Below are 17,561 nucleotides of genomic sequence, written 5' to 3' on the forward strand. Positions count from 1 at the left end.
TTAATCTCTTTCAATATTTGTTTCTAAATTTAATGATTTTATAATAGCTCTTTGTTCTTCATAACTTAAAGAATGAGATATTAAAACTTTAATATTTTCAAATTCAAAGTGATTATAAGAAACCCTTGTATCTATAATCTTTATGCATATTTTTTTAAGCTCTATATCAAGCCAAGCTTCTATCTTCCAATAATATTCTATTTCTTTTTCTAAAGAGTTGTTTCCATAAGAAAAAGATAAATCGTTTCGTATAGAAAGAAACTCTTTAAGCATTATCATTAATTGATTTTTTGTTTCTTCTAAATGTTCTTCTATCAATTTTCTTTGTTTTAAAAATTCTTTCATCATTTGTAGCATTTTGTCTCCTTTATATTTAATCTTTTATTGAATTTATCTCTTAAAATCTGATAATTATAATTTATCAAACCATCAAGTCTTCGTTTTGTTTCACCTATAATATTTTGTTATTTTCTAATCATGCAAATAAACTTCTTTCTATTTGTTTAAACATGATTTCATTAGCACTTTTAAAAAAATCTTTTTTAATTTCAAATCCATAAGCCTTGCGGTTAAGATTTGTAGCAGCAACCAATGTGCTTCCACTACCAGCACACGGATCTATAACAACATCACCAGTATCAGTAAAAATGCTAATTAATCTTTCTAAAAGTTTTATAGGCTTTTGAGTAGGATGTATTTTGTTAATATCCTTATCTTTTGTCCATTCAAAGCAATTCATAATCATTTTTCCATCATTATTAAATTTTGGAAGTTTTTCCCTATAAAAAAGTAATGCGTATTCACAATTGCCTACTATTTTCATATTTGCCTTTAAAACTTGAGAAGAGCTTTGTTTTCTAAAAACTAAATTTATATAATGTTTAAATCCATACTTTTTTGCTACATTTATTAACATAAATTGTTGCTCAAAAGAACAAAAAACTATCATACAAGGTGCTTTACCGCATTCTTTTGGTTCTTTTATTAACAAGTGGCTACAAAAATGCATAAATTCATTAACATTAAAATTATGATCTGTATCGAAAAAAGATTTATTTGCTTTTTTACTCTCTCCATTTTTATTATCACCATCTATATACCACTCAGGACTGCTTGCATAAGCATTATTTCCAAGATTATATGGAATATCAGCTATAACAAGTTGTGCTTTTGGTATGTTGTATCTTTTATAGTTTTGAAAGTGGTCGTTAAACAATTTAGGTGTATACATTTCATCTCTCTTTACTTTCTTGATTAAAAAGATTAGGTTCTTTCATTTGCTCAAGCTCTCTTATAGCTGTTTTTAAATTTTCCTTATATTCTTTAATAGTTGAATTTAAAGAACTTCTTTCATGCTCTGCATGTTCTATAGCTTTATATAAAGATATAATCTTTATAGATAAATCCATTAGTGCATTATTATCTGAATTTTCCATCTTTGCTCCTTTTTATAATAGCTTCTAGCATATCCAATCCCCTTTGAAGTGTTTGTATTTGTTCTGTAGTTCTTGATTTAAGTTCTTTGGTGTTTTTAGAGCAAATATCATAAAACACAAAATCAATTCGTTTGTAAAACTCAATTTTTTTCTTATATTCACATCTTAAGTCATTTTTGATGCTTTCTTTGTTTTTTTCAAATAGATCTATGGCAAATGGATTATCAAAATAAAAACATAATTGCCTATCTTTTCCAGTATTTATTATTCTTGCTTCTTTTAAGCTATATTTTAAATCACTTTTTAAACAAATACGAGCTAATTCATTTGCTTGGATTATATGTGTAACAATACTCATGCGACATCCTTTAATACATATGGCTTTAAATCGCTTACCCATCTTGGATTTATTAGATATTTTGTTTGTTTGACAAGTAGCATTTCTTTTGTAAAATTGTCAGTTTTATCAAGCAATTGTATAAAGTCATATATAAAATCTAAAGCATCGTGAATATGTTTATGTTGTATGTATTTTAAAAATTTATCATTTAATTTAAAAGTTAATTCTAATCTCTTCCATCCTTTGAATTCTTCTTTAATTTTTTCTTTGTGATAGCTAGTCTGCTTTTCGTATTTATCATAAATCAAAATTCTATCAAGATTAAAAAACTTACTATGCACCCTATTTATATAAAGAGATTTTTTATAAAAGATCATTTCGCCATTAAATTCTTTTTCGGATGATATTTTGTATAAAATACTCTCATATTTTCTTACAGAAGTATTTTCATCGCAAAAATCACAAGCTATATCGAAACTATAAGCTTTAAATCTTTTAACCATTTTGCTTAAAATTTTATATACATCACCCACAACACTTTTACTAGGTTGAAAAAGTCCATTAAATTGCACTTCCACATAAAAATCTTTTTTCTTTTTATTTTTTCTAGCAACCTCGTGTGTGTCTTTTGAATTTTCTATTACTATTATGGTATTTGAAAGACTTTTATTTCGTGGTTTTATATTTATATATCTAACTTTGAATTCATAATACTTATCTTTAGTTTTTATACTTTTGAATTTTTCTTTTGTAAATTTTTCTATAACCTTATTGCGATTTGTTTTTCTAAGTTTTGTATATAAGTCATATTTTTTAAGAAATTTATAAAATGCAAATTTTGGGATTACAAATTTGATACTATCATAGCCTATGTTTTGCATTTTATTCCTTTCTTTTTTTGTTATTTTGCTACCTTATCAAAACCTTTTTTCATAACTAAAGATTTTGAATTTGCCTTTGTAAGTTTAAATCCTTTTGAGCTAAGCTCGCTTATTAAACTTTCTATTTCTCTTGCTTTTTTAAATACATCATTTTCTTTTTGTATGGGCTTAAAATTCATTGTTACTCACTTTTTGTATTTTTATAAAAGAATAAATAGCCAAACCGTAAATTTTGACTATTGTTGGTATAATTGAATTACCTAATGCTTTAACTCTGTCCATCGTTTCGGATATCCCATCATATCCTCGTATATCAATGCTATTAATCTCATAATTTTTTTTGGGCATTTCTCTATACATGCTACATAAGGAAATAATCTTTTTTGATGGTTTTTGTGTGTTTTCATTTGCGTAGAAATACTGAAATTTTTCATTGAAAAACTGTCCGATGCTATTGGAGTTGGCAGAAGTTTTCCAACATAACACATAAGCTCTTTCTCTTTTATGCGGGTATCCAAAGGACTTAGCACATAATAGTTGCCACCACAAATCATAGCCGATTGATTGAAGTTCTTTGATAAACACTTGTCTATTACTATCTCTCCGAATAAGTTCGGAACTATTCTCAAACAATATAAATTTTGGTTTTGTGAATTTGATAATTCGAATAACTTCATAAAATAATCCACTCCTTTGCCCTTGTAATCCTATTCTGTTTCCTGCTATGCTTAGATCTTGACATGGGAAGCCTGCTGTAATTAAGTCGATTTTGTCTTTAAAATCATTTTCGTTTATTTTTTCCACATTGTTAAAAATATGTTTTTTGTTAAAATTTTGCTTTAAAATTTTTTGACAATAAGGTTCAATCTCACAAAAAGCCAAAGTATTAAAAGCTCTCTCATCTGCCATTTTTAATCCCAAAGCAAAACCACCTATACCACTAAACAAATCTAGATGATTTATTTGCATTCTCAACCTTTCAATAATTCTTTTGCTTTTATCAAGAGTTTTTTTAAATCATCTAGGTTAGATCTTAATTCATCTTCATCACACTCTTCCATGTAGTCAATCAACTCTAAGCATTCTTTGTTAATTAAAGCCAAAGCTCTTGCGTGTTCTATGGCAGTATTTAGTTTTTCTTTAAAAGACATTTTCTTCCTTTTTATAGTGTTTAAATGGAAGTTAAAAACCACCATAAAGGTGGTTACTCAAAATAAAGAAAGCTAACTAGCTTTAAGGGAGCTTAACTCCCATTTAAACACTACTTATGTCAAAACATAGAGCCTGCATTCAAAGTTATTTAAACTTTTGGTATTTTGACTATTTAACAAAGCTTTTTATAAAAAGCTCACTTTCCCACCCGTCGCCGTGGAGTGTGATAAATAAAGAACATGCTAGCTAGCTTGGTGATCAAGCTAGCTATAAGGAAATTCACTTAAAACCTAGTTTCAAGCTTTAAAAACCTTTTAAGCACACTTAAAAAAATGTGCTTAATGAGGTTTTTATGCTACCTCATCAATTTCTTTTAAAATCTCTGATATCTCTTGTATAGTTTTTGTTTTTTCTTCTACCAAAGCTGTAAATTTTTTATGCTTTAGTTTTAAATCTTCTAATCTCTTAGATAATCTTAAATCCTCATTCAAAAAACCAAGTCTTAAAAGTGCTTTTTCTACTTTAGAATTTGTTACACTTTTATCACTAAGCCAAACTTTTAAAGTTTGATTTTTCAAATTGAGTTTTCTTTCTATTTCATCAAAAGTTTTTAATCCTAATTTTTCTTTAATTTTGTCATTAATACACATTTATTTACCCTCATAATGAACTATGATGGTTTCAAATAAACCATCGCTAATAGCTTCAAGTTTTACAAATGCATGTTCATGCAATAAATTTAAAGCCTCATTAAATTCGCTTTCTTTTATATTCATTCGTTTAAAAAGTGCGTCTTTTTTTATAGATTTTTCATTTTTAACTATACTCAAAATAGTATTTGCGTATGCACTTATCATTTTGTTTCCTTTATCTTTATAACTACAAGCATAATTGATAATATAGTTATAATCACGCCAGCTATAATCCAATCTTCCATCTTGTATCCTTTTTTATACTTAAGCAAAAAGTTGGTATTCTTTTTGCTAAAAAAATAATTATTTTTTTTAACTTTGATAATTATAAATCATTTTGACTTATTTGTCAAGTCAAAATATAAAAATATTTTAAAATCAATTCTTTTTGATTTGTAATATTAAATTATTTTTTTAAAGGATATAGCTGTGGATTATGAAGAAGTTATTAGAATACTAAAGAAAATTGCCAATGCTGATACTATAAAAGATTTAAGTGAAATACTTAATGTAAATTATACTACATTTAATACTTGGGCGGTTAGAGGGGAAATCCCCCTAAAAAGAATTAAAGAATTTTCAGAGAAACTAGGTGTTAATATTGATATGATTATCAGCGGGGATATTAATTCTAAAGGGAATAAAAATATCATATTGCAAGGCAAAAACAACTCTATTAATTTTCCAACTAATAACAATCACAATGATAAATTACAAAAGTTTTTATCTTTGCATGAAAAATATGGAAATGAAGCTTTATTGGATCAATTTATCAACAAACTAGAAATTTTAAAAAAAGCTACTGAGGAATAAAAATGGAATTTATAAATACTTTAAATGATTATAAATGGCTTATTTTTGCATTATTGCTAGGTGCTATTTTATTTGTTTATTCGGTTAAAGAGGAAGCAAAAAGAAAAAGACAAGAATGGGAAGCTATAAGATGTGAAGAAGTTTCTAGGATAAGCGATGGTGTTTCAAGCGGTATAATAAGAATATTTAATGATGAAAATTTTATACAAGCTTTAAAAAACGGTGTTTGTATAAAAATTACAATAAATGTTGATGGTAGTCAAAATATTGTCATTGCTGGCGATAACAATCAAATACAAAGAATATAAATGCTTGTTTGGGGTGCTATAGCAATTTGGCTTTTAATTTTATTTTATTATTGTTTTGATGATTTTGTTAAAGCTTTTTTAATATCCTCATTCATTTTATTTTGTCTTTGGTTGTTAATGGTATTTGTTAATACTTTCAAACATAAACCACAAAAACAAAAAAATCAAGAAGACAATCACATATCAAAAGATAATCTTTATAACACTACGCTTAATTTTACTCAAACACCTTTTAATCAAAAAACAAATGCTTATAAAAAATCCTTCAACCATAGTAGCAATATTAATCAAAATTTCCAAGAAAGAATTTTACCAAGATCAAGAAACAAGATAGAATACAAACCAAACAAATATGATGAAATGTATCCTTATAACTATTCTGAATTAAATCCATCTTACCTTCAAACAAATCCAAAAGAGTATTTCATAAAAGATGGCTTAAAACTTAATGTTATAATAATAGACACCGAGACAACAGGTTTGAGAGAATGGGAAGATGAGATACTTCAACTTTCAATCATAGATGAAACAGGATATTTAATCTTTGATAAATATTTCAAACCTAAATATAAATCTACTTGGATAGAGGCTCAAAAAATTCATGGTATAAAACCTGCTTTTGTTCAAAATAAAGCTCCTATAGATAACTATAAAATTCAACTAGAAAAAATTTTTAATGATGCTGATGTAATAATAGGTTACAACATAGATTTTGATTTAAAGTTTATAAAACGCGTAATAGATTTTAAAAAACCTATGTTTTACATTGATGTAATGAAACTTTTTACAAGTTACTATCATGAGAAAAGTTCTATACTTCCAAATATCGATTGTGGTTATAAATATAAAAAACTTACTTTTGCAGCATGGCATTTTAAAAATCCTAATGCATTAGATCCTTTAAATTTTTATGGGGCACACGGAGCACTTGAAGACGCTAGAGCTACTTTATATGTATTAACAAAACTAGAACAAACCCTATCTTCTACACCTAGTTATAAAAATTTTAAAGAAAGATTGGGTTTTAATAGAATAATTGATTTATTTTATCAAGATTTTCTAAAAAAAGAAGAGGAGGAATTAAACAAACAAAAACTTAAATCAGATATAAAAGATAATGTTGATAAATTATATAATGAGATGATCACAACTTTAGGCAGTGATGTAAAAATTTCAAAAATCATTCATAATTCCTATGCGACTTTTTATATAAAAAATCAAAAAAAATGGATTATGAAAGTTTATTTTAATGAAAAAGCAAAAGCAGAAAAAGCTCTTTTAAATCTTCCAAATTCAAAATTTAGAAAAGTTGATGAAAAGTTTTTTATAAGACAAAATAAAAAATTAAACGAGATTATAAATTCATTTATTATCGAATAAAATTTTATTTTATAAAAACATAATAATTTCACAACCCAAGAATGCAATTAAAAAATAATAATTTTAAAGTATATAAATAATATCTTTTTAAAAATGGCTATAATATAATTACTAAAATTTTATTTGATAATTATATTAAGGGGTAAAATATGGATTTTGAAAATTCTATAAATTCTATAGCAGAAACAATAGCAGAAAGAAAAAATTTAGTAAATACTGAAGAATCAACCAAAATGACTTTTATCATGCCATTTTTAAAAGCATTGGGGTATGATGTGTTTGATCCAAGCGTAGTAGTCCCTGAATATATAGCTGATATCGGAACAAAAAAAGGTGAAAAAGTAGATTACGCTATTTTCAAAGATGGAAAACCTTTTATATACATAGAAGCTAAAAATCACACTGAAAATTTAAGCAATCATAATAACCAACTAACTAGATATTTTAACACATCACCTAGTGTTAAATTTGCTATTTTAACAAATGGGATAGAATATAGATTTTTCACAGATCTTGATCAAATAAATATAATGGATCAAATTCCTTTTTTAACAATTAATCTTGAAAAATTAAAAGCTAGAGACATTAAAGATTTAAAAAAATTTATATGTTCAGATTTAAATCTAGATGAGATACTAAACACAGCAAAAGAGAAAAAATATTATCAAAGTATACAAGATATCTTCAAAAAAGAGATAGAAAATCCAAGTGATGATTTTGTTGTTCTTTTTGCAAAACAACTCACAGACAAAAGAATGACCGCCTCAACTATTGAGGAATTTAGAGCTTATATAAAAAAATCTTTTAAAGAACTTATAAATGATATAGCATATGATAAAATCACTAGTATAAAAAATAATCTTCAAGAAATTAACAACGATGAAAAAGATGAAGAAAGCTACGATGATGAAAAAGAAATTTTAACAACAGAAGAAGAACTTCAAGGCTTTTACATAGTAAAATCCATTCTTGCTGGTGCGGGTGCTAACTTGCAGGATATATCCTACAAAGATACTTTAAGCTATTTTGCAATCTTGTATCAAAATAGAGTAACAAAATGGATATGTAGGTTAAATTTTACAAAAACAAAAAAATGGGTAAGTTTCCCAGATGACACATACGAACAAATAGAAAAACTAGAAGATTTGTATAAATTGCAAGATAAGATCATCAAGTCATATAATGATAGAAAGTAATTTCTATCATTAGATAAAATATAATGTATATTGTTATCATATAAGGTAATGAAGAATCTTATTAGCCCTACTTCTCACTCATTCAACTCCTTAATTTTATCTATATTGATCTCACATTGCTTATAGTGGTAAAAAAGCTCACTATAAGCTTTTAATATATCTTTTTCATCTTGCACTATAGGTTTATGCGCTCTATCAAATTCTAAAAGCTCATTTGGTATTTGCACTTTTTGAATTTGTATTTTGGTTAATACTTGTGTTTTGCTCCCACAGCCTATCAAGCATAGCATTAAAAAGCTTAGTGGTATTAGTTTCATTGCTTTTGGATATATAGTTTTTAACATCATCAACCCTCGTTTTGATTTGATTTTTTTGAGTATTTGCATGAAAGAGTGCTTTTAGCTCTTGCTCGTGTCTTATTTTAAGCTCCTGAGTAATCCTTGTGAGTTCATTGTTTACACTCAAAGCTAAATTTAAATCACTTTGACTTTTTTCTAATTTTGCACTTGTGCTATCTAGTTTCAAATATAAAAATACATTAAGCATAAGCATTAATGCTAAAGCAATATAAAGCTTTGTATTTTTAAATAAAAGATTTATCATTTCTTATTTTAGAAGTTTAAGTAAGATTTGAGTATAATTTCAAAGGGTGGAACACCAAAGGTGGCCGCCTTTGGTGTTAATCAACATCCAGTTAGGTGGTGATTAAATTGAACCATAAAATTCTAGTAATAATTATACTACTTTGTATAATTATAGTCAAGGCTTACTAATACTTGATTTCCCCTTTAAAAAGGGGAGCTAGAATACCACCTTTGACCTACTTAAACTTTTATCTCCTTTCTTAGTTATAAGTCCATCGTGCTTTTTTACCACGAGTATCAATATGCACAAAACCCGCATAAGGATTATCAAAATTATGCTTTATAGCTATCCCACAAAGCCTATCTTCGTATTTTTTTAAAACATACTCATGCACCTCTTGAGTCTTTACATCCTTTATTATAAAATCTACTGCACTTCCTATGGTATGTTGGCTTTTAGTAGCACCACCTACTTTTGCATTGTGTTTAGGACATCTATATCCGCTATTTATAATTAAAGGTGAGTTAAAATGCTCTCTAATTTCACAAAGCATATCTATAAGCTCATCACTTGGAACATTAGAAGGTAATTCACACTTACCACATTTGCATTTAAATTCACTCTCTTTAAAATATTTATTTTCTTTCATTCATTCTCCTTTTGGTGTAATTAAAAATAAATTGGCAAACTGACCATAATTACTAAATAAATTATTTTGCTCATCATTGCTATGAGTATTACTTTGATAATAAGCTTTATAATAATCATCAAAGATATATCCAGCATGGTTTTGGCTCTCTTTAGCAGTTCCAAAAGGTGGTAAAACTTGAACTTCATAAGGGATAATCTCTTTAATCACATCAGCTTTTGCGATAATCTTTTCTACGCTTAAACTATGTATATAAACTTGTCCATAATACCCAGTGCCTCTTGCAAAAAATTTATTAGGAACTTCTTCATTAAAAAGTATGATTTGCACCTCATACTCTCCATTTGAATTCCATAAACAGCAAGTTGTCCAATCAGCCCCTACTGCACTAGTATTGTCAAAATTAAAATAACGCATTAAAGATTGATGGATATTATGAGTAGATCTATAAATACCATTTGTTTTAATTTTTCCTAAAACTTCATCTTTAGCTAATACTTGAGAAAGACAATCTATTCTTTGTGGTTGTGCGGCATTAGAAGTTCCACCTAAACCACTTTTTTGTATAATAAAATTACCTTCATCATAATTTGTGCTTAAACTCTCATCAAGCTTTACAGTATGAGCAAAGCCGTTAGAAAAAGCAAACAATACATCACTCAAACAGCCACCATATTGCCCTGATAAGGTTCGGACTTTAAATTTTATTTTTGTATATTCTTCATTAGCTAACTTTTTCTTGGAAAACAAATCAAGCCATACTGAACCTTTTCCTTGATTTCTTATACATAAATAAATAGTAGAAGCTTCCTCATTAACATAATTTATTAGTGTTCCAACTTCAGCTTTTATATCAGGGTTTGGCAACTCATAAGAAGTGATAAAACCTGCATCTTTTTGTGGTAGATTACTTACAATTTCTTCCACTATAGGTTGTAATTCTTCTTTAGAAACACCTTCACCTTTTAAAGAAGCTAAAAATTCATCTTCGCTTTTTCCTGCATTAGCTTCTTTACTAAGCCAAAGCTCATAAGCACTTTGTCCATCTTCTCCTTTGGCTCCAGTGTCTCCTTTTTCGCCTTTATAATTGCCATTTTCTAAAATTTCTAATATATTTTTTTTAACTTGCTCATCATCTAGTTTTAGTCCATTTTTATAAAGATCTTTTAAAATATTCAAACTTTCATCAAATTCTTTATTTAATTCTTTTGCATTTTTACTAATTTCTTCTAGTATAGACTTCATTTAAACTCCTTTTAAAAAACATTTAACCATATGAAAACCATTACATGCATGGTAAAAAACAAAAGTTTTAAATTTTGAACATCCCAACTCTTGCATAGCTTCATAAAGGGCTAAATCTGCTAATTTATAATCATTTTTTGTATTAGCTTTTTCGCATAAATAATCATGCACAACAACTGCGCTTAAATATTCGGGTGAGTTTGGTGGAAAAATACTCCAAAAAATTCTAGGAATATTTGCTCCATTGCTTGTAAAATTAGCAGGGATTTTTCCTTTAAAACTTTTTAAATTAAACTCATAATCTTGCACAAGTATAAATCTATCTTTGCTAAAAGGCTTTACACAGACTCTTTTTAACATACTAATCCTTTTTTGTATGCTTATCTTCTTTAATGTAAGTATTGCTTTCAATAATTTTTGAAGCAAACTTCTTCATTTTTTCGACAAAGACATTGTAAATATCCACTTCTTCTATTTTTTTTCTTGTTCTAATAGCTTGTATATTGATAATAATTGCTAAAATTTCACCTAAAATTAAAAAACTAAAACTATAATCTACAAAATAATATAAAGCATTGATTTGCTTTGCACCCAAAGCCAATATAAAAGGCACACCAAGTAATAAAGTCTTAGCTAACAAATCTCCAAGCATATAAACTCTTAAAGAATCACTAAAAGCTAAAGTTTTAAAAAACCCAACAATAGCACTAAATATAAATATAGCTAGTAAGGTTATAACTTGGGCGGTATTAATACCTAAAAATGCTAAAGATTGATAGAAAAAAGCCATTATAACACTACCACTAAAAAGCAAAGTGTTAGCTATAGCTTCTTGACTTGGATTTACATCTCCCATTTTATACCCTCCAACTCTTCTTTGGAATTTGCTTGTTGTATTTTTTCTTTAATCATATTTGCTTTAAAAGTAATTTCTTGGGTATGGTAAGCTACAGCTGAAGCAAATTTTAAAAAATCTTGTGGAGTAAAAGTTACTTTTTCATCATTTATATCAATCCAAGTGATTTCAGAAATTGAGTTAGTTCCACTTTGTATATCAAGCATTAAATTAGTTACCGCTCCATTAATATTGAGTTTATCTTTTTGGCTTGTTTGGAAAGTATGTTCATTATAAACAATTCCACTTTCTAAAGCTTCATCTTTCTTAGCTCTTATTTCATCAAGTTTGATTTCTTTAAGAGCATTCAAGCTTTTTTCTAACACTTTGTATCTTATATGAAAGATATTGCTTGATTCATCAAGCTCTTCTTCTCTTATAAGCTCTTGTGTTTTTTCATCAAAACTTGGTAATTCTTGCTCACTCACTCTAGCAAAACCAAGAATTTTGAGCTCATCATCATCTAATTTATCTAAAAAATAAGTATCTTCTCCTTCTAAGCCTTCTAAATCAACTTTTTTTATATATACATTTTGGTTAAAAAAAACTTCTTCATCTATCTTATAAAACACTTGCTCTCCTTTAATTATAATAAAATGTTAAATTTCCTCTACATTGCAAACTACAATCGCTAGTATTCCATCCACTTTGAGCATTATGACTACCAGTTTGATATGAAGAAAATCTAATCTTATTTGAGTTTATAGCTGTAAATTTTATTTTTAATTTTATGGGTATTTTTCTATTAGCTTCATACCACCTTGATGCACCATGTAAAGTATGTGAATTGGAATAATTATTCCAAGTTAAGGCTATGGAATTGGCTGAAGTTTTATTATTCATATTATTAGCACTCCACACTTCTCCTACAACTAAAACTTCTTTATTAGCTAAATTAGCAGGCACCATATATTCATTAGGTCTTACTAGATTATTTAAGCTAAACATATAGTTATAATTAGCCACGCCTCCGCCAAGCTCTGGAGGCAAATTAACTTGAAATATTGAATTTGCAAGCATTAGAGCATTCATGTTAAGACCTTACTAATCTGATGTTATTTGCTGCTATACAAAAATAAGCAAAGGTCTCAGTTCCACTAAAACCACTTTGAGGTATTCTAAAATTAAATGGTGCTTTAAAAGCTGTAACATTTTGGCAATTGTGTATGGTTATAGTCCCACTTTTACCAGCCCCGCCCCAGTTAGCTACTCCTATTTGAGTTCCAGCGTTAGCAGTTAGTATAAAATGCTGAGCCTCTCTTAAATCTATATTTGTTGAACCTACTGTTCCTAAATTTTTTATCCCACCACCATAATCTACATACCATTTTCTAGCTAAATGAGCATCAGCTGTTGGATTAACTTCACAATTTGGAATAAGCTTAAAAGTAGTATTTCCATTTAAAGTAGTAGTTTCATTTGCGGTTAAAGCACCACTTAAAGTTATATTTCCGTTTATTGTCTTATCTCCATTTACTGAAACTTTTGTTTTTAAAAGCTCATCTAGCATTTTTTTATTTACAAGTCTTTTTTCTTCTAATATAACTTCTAGCTCTTCTTTTTTACTATTTAACTCTTCTTGAATTTGATTAATCTCTTCTTCGAGTTTTGCTTTTTCTTCTTCTAAAGAAGAAACATCACCTGGTGGAACTTTATTAAGTTCTTCTTGAATTTGATTTTTTATATTTTCTAGTTCTTCTTTTTTGCTATTTAGATTTTGTTCTTTTTCTAAAATTTCACTCTCATGTTTTTCTTAAACCTCATCTTTGTTTTGCAAATCACCAAGCAAAGAAAGTATATATTTAATATCTTCATCTTTTTGATCAACCCAAATATATGGATCTATTTTTAAATCTTGTTTTAAAACCCAAGTATTATCATCTGTTGTTCTTACATATACAAAATATTCTCCTGTGTTTTGTTTTTTCCAAATATCACCTAAATTTGCATCACTAGGCTCTTCTTCACTAGTGTATGTTGGTATATAAGCACTTGGATTTTCAGGACTTGTCCAAGTTTGACCACTAGTAGTTTGAACATATACAAAATATTCTCCTGTGCTTTGTTTTTTCCAAATATCACCTAAATTTGCATCACTAGGCTCTTCTTCACTAATAAAAGCAGGGTTTAATTCTCTTGGTAAAGCTGGATTGATCCAAGTTTTATTTTTTAAAACTTTCTCGCAAACATAAATTTCTCCTTCCATAATATCTTCCTCATTAAGAGGTTTAAACCAAATAGCACCTTCATTCTTTTGATTAGGTGGATTTTTTTGTATAAAATTAATAGTAGGATTTTGTAAAAATTGTAAAATTTGACATGTAGATTTTTTAAACCATATTTGATTTATTTTTGGATTAATTGGTTTATCATCACTGCTTGCAAAATCAAAAGGATATACCACTTGTTCATAAAGTTCTTCAAGAATTCTTAGTTTTTCTTTACTTAAATTTTCATAAGAAGATAAAGCATCTTTTACTTTTTTTTCAAAATCTTCTATGTGTTCTAATATATACTCATCTATTTTATCTTTACTATTATATAAATATTCTCTTATGGCTATTATATCTTTACTTGCTTGTTCTAAAGTAGAATACAACATAAGACTAGTAACTCTTGGATTCATCATCATTCTCCTTTTTAAAAATTTGATTGATTTCATTTTGCATATTAATAAGACTTAGGAGTTGTTGTAAAATTTTAGTGGTGCTTTTAATATTATCTTTATTAACTAATGTTTCTACTATTAATTGCTCATTGTTTGATATATCTTTTTGGCTAAGCTTTATCACATTGCTTTCCCATAAGAATCGTTCGATAGATATATTATGCGCTAAAGACTGGCTTAAAGCAAAATAGTCTGCTCCCAAGCAATTATCATTTAATCGCTCTATAATTTCATATCCTTTTTCATTTATAATGCTTAAAACTTCTTTGGTTTTATCTTGAGCGTGTTTAAAAATCACATTTTCTAATTCTTTTGAGTATTCTAAAAGATTTAATTTTTCTTCGTTAGACTTTAACTTAATTTCTTCTAATTTTAATTTTATAAAATTTATAAGTTCGTTTGATTTTTGATCAACAAAAAAACTTACCTCGTTAATTTGTTTTACTAGTTCATTTAATTCTTCTCCAAAAGGATTTAAAGATCTTACAAATGCATCTGCATGTTTATCAAAATCTATTGGATTTTCCAAATTTGGAGTTTTTGGCAATTGGTTTATTTTAGTTGTAATCATTTTCATTTATCTTCCTAGCCTTTAATTTTAAAAATTGCCTATTATCATTCTCATCTTGTATATTTAAAATTTCATACTTTTCATTTTTGAATACAATAAAATAAGACATATCAAGCTCTAAAAATCTAATTACAAATTCGCATTGATATAACTTACTAGATATATTATTTTGCTCTTTGTTTTCTATAATTAAATTTTTACAACTTGCAAAAACTTCTTTAATAAATATTTCTTTATCATGATCTAGTTCTTTAAATTCGTTTTGTTCTTGATACTTTTTATAAATTTTTAAACGATGCTTTAATGCTTTTGCATTCATAATAAACCTTAAAAAAATGTTATTTTATACCTATTGATAAGAGCTTTGCTTATATTGGGAAAACTTGTGTTTTCAAAAGCATGCAAACAATAATTTTTTAACCAAAGTTTTATATCCTCAGGTGGTATCTCATAACCTAAACTTACAATCATATTTCCACTGCCATTGCAATATAAAACATTGCAATTACTTTTAAATTCTGCTTTTAAATCTGCATTTTTTAAACAGTTAAATGGACCCAATACGACTCTTTCATTAAAAAAAGTAATCTCATAATCATTTTTAATTAAAATACGATTTGTTCTACTTTCAAATTCAGCTATTGCAGCTTTTAAAAATTGCTTTAAATTTTCATCAAACACATCGCTATCTATTCTTATAAACTCTCTTAATTCTTTAATATCTACAAGAGTTTTTTCAGGTGCATTTAATTCTTTAATAATCATTCTTTGCCTTTGCTTTTTTGTCTTTATCTTTTTTACCTTGCGAATTTTTTTCTTCTTTTTCTTCTTGTTCTGTAATTATCTTTACAATATTTCTATTTTCAAGGCGTAGAGCTTCTTTATCATTAAGCTCCACTACATCACCTTTTTTATAAAAAATATCTCCGCTTAAACACGATAAAAACTCTACTTTTTTCATAGTTATTGCCTTTAAGATGGGGTTACAATTTTACAAACTGCATCATTTGAAATTAATTTTGCATCCAATCTTGATCTGACTTTAATTCCAACCAAATCATTTTGAGCATAAAGTTCATTTAATCTTGTAAAGCTCATAGTCTCTCTGTCCCAAATTTCGTAAAAACTAAAATCACCGAAAATGGCTGGCACTTTATTAGATCCAAAACCATCCAAAGAAGAGCAATAAGTCACTTTTTTGCCTAAAATAGTGTCATATCCACCAGAGCTAAGTGCTGGCATCCATAAAGGCCTACCATCTCCATCTACTAACTTATAAAGTGCTTTCATAAAAGCATCTCCTACAAGCCAAGAAGCGTTCGTTCTATATGCACTCTTTAAAGTAAAAAACGCATCTATTACATCATGCGATGTAATGCCACTATTGGATGATAGCTGATACTCAGTTGTTGTATTTATAAGTCCTGTTGGTTTTTTACTACCATCGCCTTTGATAAATGCTTCTTCTTCGGTTTGAGATATTTTCTCAGCACTTTTTCTAATTAAAAAGCTTTCTAAATTTGAGATGTTATCATTTAGCAATTCTTCACTAATCTTAATAATACCTCCTAGTTTATATGCTCCAATGGTGAGTTTTGAAAAAGAAGCACTTGCTTCGTTAAAATTAGCCATTTCATCAATCCAACCAAAACCACTTATATCATCAAGTATTGGTATATCTTGATTTGTAGATGATTTTTGAACTGTTGCAAGTTTTCTAATCACGCTAAGATCTGTTAATTTGGTTCTAATTTTTGATTGTAATGTTGTAGGGACTAAAACTCCACCTTTATCTCCTGCACTTTCATTTAATGCATCTCTTTGTAAAGATTTATCAATAATTCCACTTCTTAAATATCTTACAAAAGAATCCATATTATCTTTTTTGATATTTTCATTTTGTGGATTTTGATCCAATCTTACGCTTACAACTTCATTTAAAAAACTTTCTCTTTTTTGTTCTTCTTCAAGTCTTAAAAGCTCATTGCGCTTGCTTTCAAAATCTTTAACCATTTCATTATATTTTTGCTCTTCTTCTGTGCTAAATGTTCTTTTTTCATTTTTTGCTTTATTGGAAAGCTCAACCATTTGCTTATGTAAAGCTCCTATTTCTTCTCTTATTTTTTGCATTTTTTCTCCTTTTAAAGTGTTTTAATCATAAGTTCTAGCTCGCGTTCTCTAGCTTGAGTTAAAGCTTTAGCTTCTTTTTGAGATTGTTCATCAAAAAAGCGTTTTTTAGCATTTTTATCAGCACCTTTCCAAACAGCACTTAGTTCAAAAATTTCAAATTCATTTACAAGAACTTTTTTGGGATTGCTATCGTTATCTATGGTTTGTCTTAATATTTTGTATCCAATTGACACATCATTTAAAATTCCATCTTTGTATTTTTTAAAAATGTTTTGACTTTTTTCATCTTTAGCAAAAATACAATCACAAACTAATTCACCATTTTCAATTCTTATATTTTCAATTTTTGCTATAGCATTATCTACATTTGGCACATGATCTTTAAAAAGTGTTCTTAACTCACTATATTTTGCACCACTAACATCTAATTCTTCTATATATTCACCTAAATCCCAATCCCAACGCATACAAGCATTAGAATTTGAAATCATGACAAAACTTAAAATACTCTCAGTTTCATCTACGCTTTTAATTTTTGCAGTATCTGATCTTATAAGGTTCATATTTTTCCTTAAAAATATATTTTTATGTAGATTTTATAAATTTTTTGAGGCGTTAGA

General features: G+C 27.5%; 30 protein-coding genes. 4 read left to right on the plus strand and 26 right to left on the minus strand.

The genetic code is table 11. From position 1 onward, the window contains the following. From CVOLT_RS04170 to CVOLT_RS04210, 10 genes are all read right to left on the minus strand, one after another. Entirely contained in the window at window positions 1–357 is a 357-nt protein-coding gene (locus tag CVOLT_RS04170; RefSeq protein ID WP_039665577.1) for a hypothetical protein, read from the minus strand. Between the two features lie 118 nt (window positions 358–475). Continuing rightward, a complete protein-coding gene (locus tag CVOLT_RS04175) occupies window positions 476–1,231 on the minus strand; it encodes an N-4 DNA methyltransferase (RefSeq protein WP_039665578.1) in 756 nt (251 codons plus the stop codon). Between the two features lies 1 nt (window position 1,232). After that, the gene (locus CVOLT_RS04180; RefSeq protein WP_039665579.1) at window positions 1,233–1,436 is read right to left on the minus strand and encodes a hypothetical protein; all 204 of its coding nucleotides are present in this window, start codon (window positions 1,434–1,436) and stop codon (window positions 1,233–1,235) included. Then, on the minus strand, window positions 1,420–1,794 hold the full coding sequence (locus tag CVOLT_RS04185) for a hypothetical protein (protein ID WP_039665580.1): 375 nt from the start codon (window positions 1,792–1,794) through the stop codon (window positions 1,420–1,422). Before CVOLT_RS04185 ends, CVOLT_RS04180 begins: the two co-directional genes overlap by 17 nt. Continuing rightward, a complete protein-coding gene (locus CVOLT_RS04190) occupies window positions 1,791–2,657 on the minus strand; it encodes a hypothetical protein (protein ID WP_084059209.1) in 867 nt (288 codons plus the stop codon). The genes CVOLT_RS04185 and CVOLT_RS04190 overlap by 4 nt, the downstream gene beginning before the upstream one ends. A 20-nt stretch (window positions 2,658–2,677) precedes the next feature. Next, window positions 2,678–2,836, minus strand: a complete 159-nt coding sequence (locus CVOLT_RS07910) for a hypothetical protein (RefSeq protein ID WP_158336545.1) — start codon at window positions 2,834–2,836, stop codon at window positions 2,678–2,680. Continuing rightward, complete coding sequence (locus CVOLT_RS04195; protein ID WP_052243169.1) at window positions 2,826–3,626, minus strand: DNA cytosine methyltransferase; 801 nt, start codon at window positions 3,624–3,626, stop codon at window positions 2,826–2,828. Before CVOLT_RS04195 ends, CVOLT_RS07910 begins: the two co-directional genes overlap by 11 nt. Before the next feature lie 2 nt (window positions 3,627–3,628). Next, window positions 3,629–3,808 carry a hypothetical protein gene (locus CVOLT_RS04200; protein WP_039665581.1) on the minus strand — a complete coding sequence of 60 codons (180 nt, stop codon included), beginning with the start codon at window positions 3,806–3,808 and terminating at the stop codon, window positions 3,629–3,631. A gap of 351 nt (window positions 3,809–4,159) precedes the next feature. Continuing rightward, window positions 4,160–4,459: a hypothetical protein gene (locus CVOLT_RS04205; RefSeq protein WP_039665582.1), complete on the minus strand. Its 300-nt coding sequence runs from the start codon at window positions 4,457–4,459 to the stop codon at window positions 4,160–4,162. Then, the gene (locus CVOLT_RS04210) at window positions 4,460–4,666 is read right to left on the minus strand and encodes a hypothetical protein (RefSeq protein ID WP_039665583.1); all 207 of its coding nucleotides are present in this window, start codon (window positions 4,664–4,666) and stop codon (window positions 4,460–4,462) included. Between the two features lie 264 nt (window positions 4,667–4,930). Between CVOLT_RS04210 and CVOLT_RS04215 the strand changes: the two genes are divergently transcribed. The 4 genes from CVOLT_RS04215 to CVOLT_RS04230 all read left to right on the plus strand — a co-directional run bounded on the left by CVOLT_RS04215 (window position 4,931) and on the right by CVOLT_RS04230 (window position 8,198). Next, a complete protein-coding gene (locus CVOLT_RS04215) occupies window positions 4,931–5,314 on the plus strand; it encodes a helix-turn-helix domain-containing protein (RefSeq protein WP_039665584.1) in 384 nt (127 codons plus the stop codon). Window positions 5,315–5,316: 2 nt separating this feature from the next. After that, a complete protein-coding gene (locus CVOLT_RS04220) occupies window positions 5,317–5,622 on the plus strand; it encodes a hypothetical protein (protein WP_039665585.1) in 306 nt (101 codons plus the stop codon). Next, on the plus strand, window positions 5,623–7,002 hold the full coding sequence (locus CVOLT_RS04225; protein WP_052243170.1) for a 3'-5' exonuclease: 1,380 nt from the start codon (window positions 5,623–5,625) through the stop codon (window positions 7,000–7,002). It abuts the gene before it with no gap. 149 nt (window positions 7,003–7,151) lie between these two features. Next, window positions 7,152–8,198, plus strand: coding sequence for a type I restriction endonuclease (locus CVOLT_RS04230; RefSeq protein ID WP_039665586.1), 1,047 nt, complete (start codon window positions 7,152–7,154; stop codon window positions 8,196–8,198). Window positions 8,199–8,272: 74 nt separating this feature from the next. Here CVOLT_RS04230 and CVOLT_RS04235 read toward each other — a convergent pair whose 3' ends face one another. The 16 genes from CVOLT_RS04235 to CVOLT_RS04305 form a co-directional block, all read right to left on the minus strand. Then, window positions 8,273–8,425: a hypothetical protein gene (locus tag CVOLT_RS04235; protein ID WP_235362394.1), complete on the minus strand. Its 153-nt coding sequence runs from the start codon at window positions 8,423–8,425 to the stop codon at window positions 8,273–8,275. Then, window positions 8,409–8,801, minus strand: coding sequence for a hypothetical protein (locus CVOLT_RS04240; RefSeq protein ID WP_039665588.1), 393 nt, complete (start codon window positions 8,799–8,801; stop codon window positions 8,409–8,411). The genes CVOLT_RS04235 and CVOLT_RS04240 overlap by 17 nt, the downstream gene beginning before the upstream one ends. Window positions 8,802–9,042: 241 nt before the next feature. Continuing rightward, entirely contained in the window at window positions 9,043–9,432 is a 390-nt protein-coding gene (locus CVOLT_RS04245) for a peptidase, M15 family (protein ID WP_039665589.1), read from the minus strand. Then, the gene (locus tag CVOLT_RS04250; protein WP_039665590.1) at window positions 9,433–10,677 is read right to left on the minus strand and encodes a hypothetical protein; all 1,245 of its coding nucleotides are present in this window, start codon (window positions 10,675–10,677) and stop codon (window positions 9,433–9,435) included. Further along, the gene (locus CVOLT_RS04255) at window positions 10,678–11,037 is read right to left on the minus strand and encodes a DUF1353 domain-containing protein (protein WP_039665591.1); all 360 of its coding nucleotides are present in this window, start codon (window positions 11,035–11,037) and stop codon (window positions 10,678–10,680) included. Window position 11,038: 1 nt separating this feature from the next. Next, entirely contained in the window at window positions 11,039–11,533 is a 495-nt protein-coding gene (locus CVOLT_RS04260; RefSeq protein WP_052243171.1) for a hypothetical protein, read from the minus strand. After that, on the minus strand, window positions 11,521–12,144 hold the full coding sequence (locus CVOLT_RS04265) for a DUF4376 domain-containing protein (protein WP_069106939.1): 624 nt from the start codon (window positions 12,142–12,144) through the stop codon (window positions 11,521–11,523). Before CVOLT_RS04265 ends, CVOLT_RS04260 begins: the two co-directional genes overlap by 13 nt. Window positions 12,145–12,154: 10 nt before the next feature. Next, entirely contained in the window at window positions 12,155–12,604 is a 450-nt protein-coding gene (locus CVOLT_RS04270) for a hypothetical protein (protein ID WP_039665592.1), read from the minus strand. A gap of 1 nt (window position 12,605) precedes the next feature. Continuing rightward, window positions 12,606–13,082 carry a hypothetical protein gene (locus tag CVOLT_RS07915; RefSeq protein WP_170227656.1) on the minus strand — a complete coding sequence of 159 codons (477 nt, stop codon included), beginning with the start codon at window positions 13,080–13,082 and terminating at the stop codon, window positions 12,606–12,608. A gap of 243 nt (window positions 13,083–13,325) precedes the next feature. Continuing rightward, window positions 13,326–14,201, minus strand: coding sequence for a hypothetical protein (locus CVOLT_RS07920; protein ID WP_170227657.1), 876 nt, complete (start codon window positions 14,199–14,201; stop codon window positions 13,326–13,328). Beyond that, window positions 14,179–14,817, minus strand: a complete 639-nt coding sequence (locus CVOLT_RS04280; protein ID WP_039665593.1) for a hypothetical protein — start codon at window positions 14,815–14,817, stop codon at window positions 14,179–14,181. Before CVOLT_RS04280 ends, CVOLT_RS07920 begins: the two co-directional genes overlap by 23 nt. Next, window positions 14,798–15,130 carry a phage head completion protein gene (locus CVOLT_RS04285; RefSeq protein WP_039665594.1) on the minus strand — a complete coding sequence of 111 codons (333 nt, stop codon included), beginning with the start codon at window positions 15,128–15,130 and terminating at the stop codon, window positions 14,798–14,800. The genes CVOLT_RS04280 and CVOLT_RS04285 overlap by 20 nt, the downstream gene beginning before the upstream one ends. Before the next feature lie 8 nt (window positions 15,131–15,138). Further along, entirely contained in the window at window positions 15,139–15,576 is a 438-nt protein-coding gene (locus CVOLT_RS04290; RefSeq protein WP_039665595.1) for a head-tail connector protein, read from the minus strand. Then, on the minus strand, window positions 15,566–15,772 hold the full coding sequence (locus tag CVOLT_RS04295; protein ID WP_039665596.1) for a hypothetical protein: 207 nt from the start codon (window positions 15,770–15,772) through the stop codon (window positions 15,566–15,568). The genes CVOLT_RS04290 and CVOLT_RS04295 overlap by 11 nt, the downstream gene beginning before the upstream one ends. 11 nt (window positions 15,773–15,783) lie before the next feature. Then, the gene (locus tag CVOLT_RS04300; RefSeq protein ID WP_039665597.1) at window positions 15,784–16,941 is read right to left on the minus strand and encodes a phage major capsid protein; all 1,158 of its coding nucleotides are present in this window, start codon (window positions 16,939–16,941) and stop codon (window positions 15,784–15,786) included. An 11-nt stretch (window positions 16,942–16,952) separates the two neighbouring features. After that, a complete protein-coding gene (locus tag CVOLT_RS04305; RefSeq protein ID WP_039665598.1) occupies window positions 16,953–17,504 on the minus strand; it encodes an HK97 family phage prohead protease in 552 nt (183 codons plus the stop codon). Window positions 17,505–17,561 lie beyond the last annotated feature (57 nt).

The organism is Campylobacter volucris (assembly GCF_008245045.1).
In the GTDB taxonomy this organism is placed as follows: domain Bacteria; phylum Campylobacterota; class Campylobacteria; order Campylobacterales; family Campylobacteraceae; genus Campylobacter_D; species Campylobacter_D volucris.

Bases quoted from the DNA above. Each gene is read 5' to 3' on its own strand.
- CVOLT_RS04300 (WP_039665597.1), bottom strand. From the start codon at position 16,941: ATGCAAAAAATAAGAGAAGAAATAGGAGCTTTACATAAGCAAATGGTT.
- CVOLT_RS04295 (WP_039665596.1), bottom strand. From the start codon at position 15,772: ATGAAAAAAGTAGAGTTTTTATCGTGTTTAAGCGGAGATATTTTTTAT.
- CVOLT_RS07915 (WP_170227656.1), bottom strand. From the start codon at position 13,082: ATGCTAGATGAGCTTTTAAAAACAAAAGTTTCAGTAAATGGAGATAAG.
- CVOLT_RS04290 (WP_039665595.1), bottom strand. From the start codon at position 15,576: ATGATTATTAAAGAATTAAATGCACCTGAAAAAACTCTTGTAGATATT.
- CVOLT_RS04185 (WP_039665580.1), bottom strand. From the start codon at position 1,794: ATGAGTATTGTTACACATATAATCCAAGCAAATGAATTAGCTCGTATT.
- CVOLT_RS07920 (WP_170227657.1), bottom strand. From the start codon at position 14,201: ATGATGAATCCAAGAGTTACTAGTCTTATGTTGTATTCTACTTTAGAA.
- CVOLT_RS04200 (WP_039665581.1), bottom strand. From the start codon at position 3,808: ATGTCTTTTAAAGAAAAACTAAATACTGCCATAGAACACGCAAGAGCT.
- CVOLT_RS04240 (WP_039665588.1), bottom strand. From the start codon at position 8,801: ATGATAAATCTTTTATTTAAAAATACAAAGCTTTATATTGCTTTAGCA.
- CVOLT_RS04245 (WP_039665589.1), bottom strand. From the start codon at position 9,432: ATGAAAGAAAATAAATATTTTAAAGAGAGTGAATTTAAATGCAAATGT.
- CVOLT_RS04230 (WP_039665586.1), top strand. From the start codon at position 7,152: ATGGATTTTGAAAATTCTATAAATTCTATAGCAGAAACAATAGCAGAA.
- CVOLT_RS04225 (WP_052243170.1), top strand. From the start codon at position 5,623: ATGCTTGTTTGGGGTGCTATAGCAATTTGGCTTTTAATTTTATTTTAT.
- CVOLT_RS04205 (WP_039665582.1), bottom strand. From the start codon at position 4,459: ATGTGTATTAATGACAAAATTAAAGAAAAATTAGGATTAAAAACTTTT.
- CVOLT_RS07910 (WP_158336545.1), bottom strand. From the start codon at position 2,836: ATGAATTTTAAGCCCATACAAAAAGAAAATGATGTATTTAAAAAAGCA.
- CVOLT_RS04180 (WP_039665579.1), bottom strand. From the start codon at position 1,436: ATGGAAAATTCAGATAATAATGCACTAATGGATTTATCTATAAAGATT.
- CVOLT_RS04210 (WP_039665583.1), bottom strand. From the start codon at position 4,666: ATGATAAGTGCATACGCAAATACTATTTTGAGTATAGTTAAAAATGAA.
- CVOLT_RS04260 (WP_052243171.1), bottom strand. From the start codon at position 11,533: ATGGGAGATGTAAATCCAAGTCAAGAAGCTATAGCTAACACTTTGCTT.
- CVOLT_RS04195 (WP_052243169.1), bottom strand. From the start codon at position 3,626: ATGCAAATAAATCATCTAGATTTGTTTAGTGGTATAGGTGGTTTTGCT.
- CVOLT_RS04255 (WP_039665591.1), bottom strand. From the start codon at position 11,037: ATGTTAAAAAGAGTCTGTGTAAAGCCTTTTAGCAAAGATAGATTTATA.
- CVOLT_RS04285 (WP_039665594.1), bottom strand. From the start codon at position 15,130: ATGAATGCAAAAGCATTAAAGCATCGTTTAAAAATTTATAAAAAGTAT.
- CVOLT_RS04220 (WP_039665585.1), top strand. From the start codon at position 5,317: ATGGAATTTATAAATACTTTAAATGATTATAAATGGCTTATTTTTGCA.
- CVOLT_RS04270 (WP_039665592.1), bottom strand. From the start codon at position 12,604: ATGAATGCTCTAATGCTTGCAAATTCAATATTTCAAGTTAATTTGCCT.
- CVOLT_RS04280 (WP_039665593.1), bottom strand. From the start codon at position 14,817: ATGAAAATGATTACAACTAAAATAAACCAATTGCCAAAAACTCCAAAT.
- CVOLT_RS04190 (WP_084059209.1), bottom strand. From the start codon at position 2,657: ATGCAAAACATAGGCTATGATAGTATCAAATTTGTAATCCCAAAATTT.
- CVOLT_RS04305 (WP_039665598.1), bottom strand. From the start codon at position 17,504: ATGAACCTTATAAGATCAGATACTGCAAAAATTAAAAGCGTAGATGAA.
- CVOLT_RS04170 (WP_039665577.1), bottom strand. From the start codon at position 357: ATGCTACAAATGATGAAAGAATTTTTAAAACAAAGAAAATTGATAGAA.
- CVOLT_RS04175 (WP_039665578.1), bottom strand. From the start codon at position 1,231: ATGTATACACCTAAATTGTTTAACGACCACTTTCAAAACTATAAAAGA.
- CVOLT_RS04250 (WP_039665590.1), bottom strand. From the start codon at position 10,677: ATGAAGTCTATACTAGAAGAAATTAGTAAAAATGCAAAAGAATTAAAT.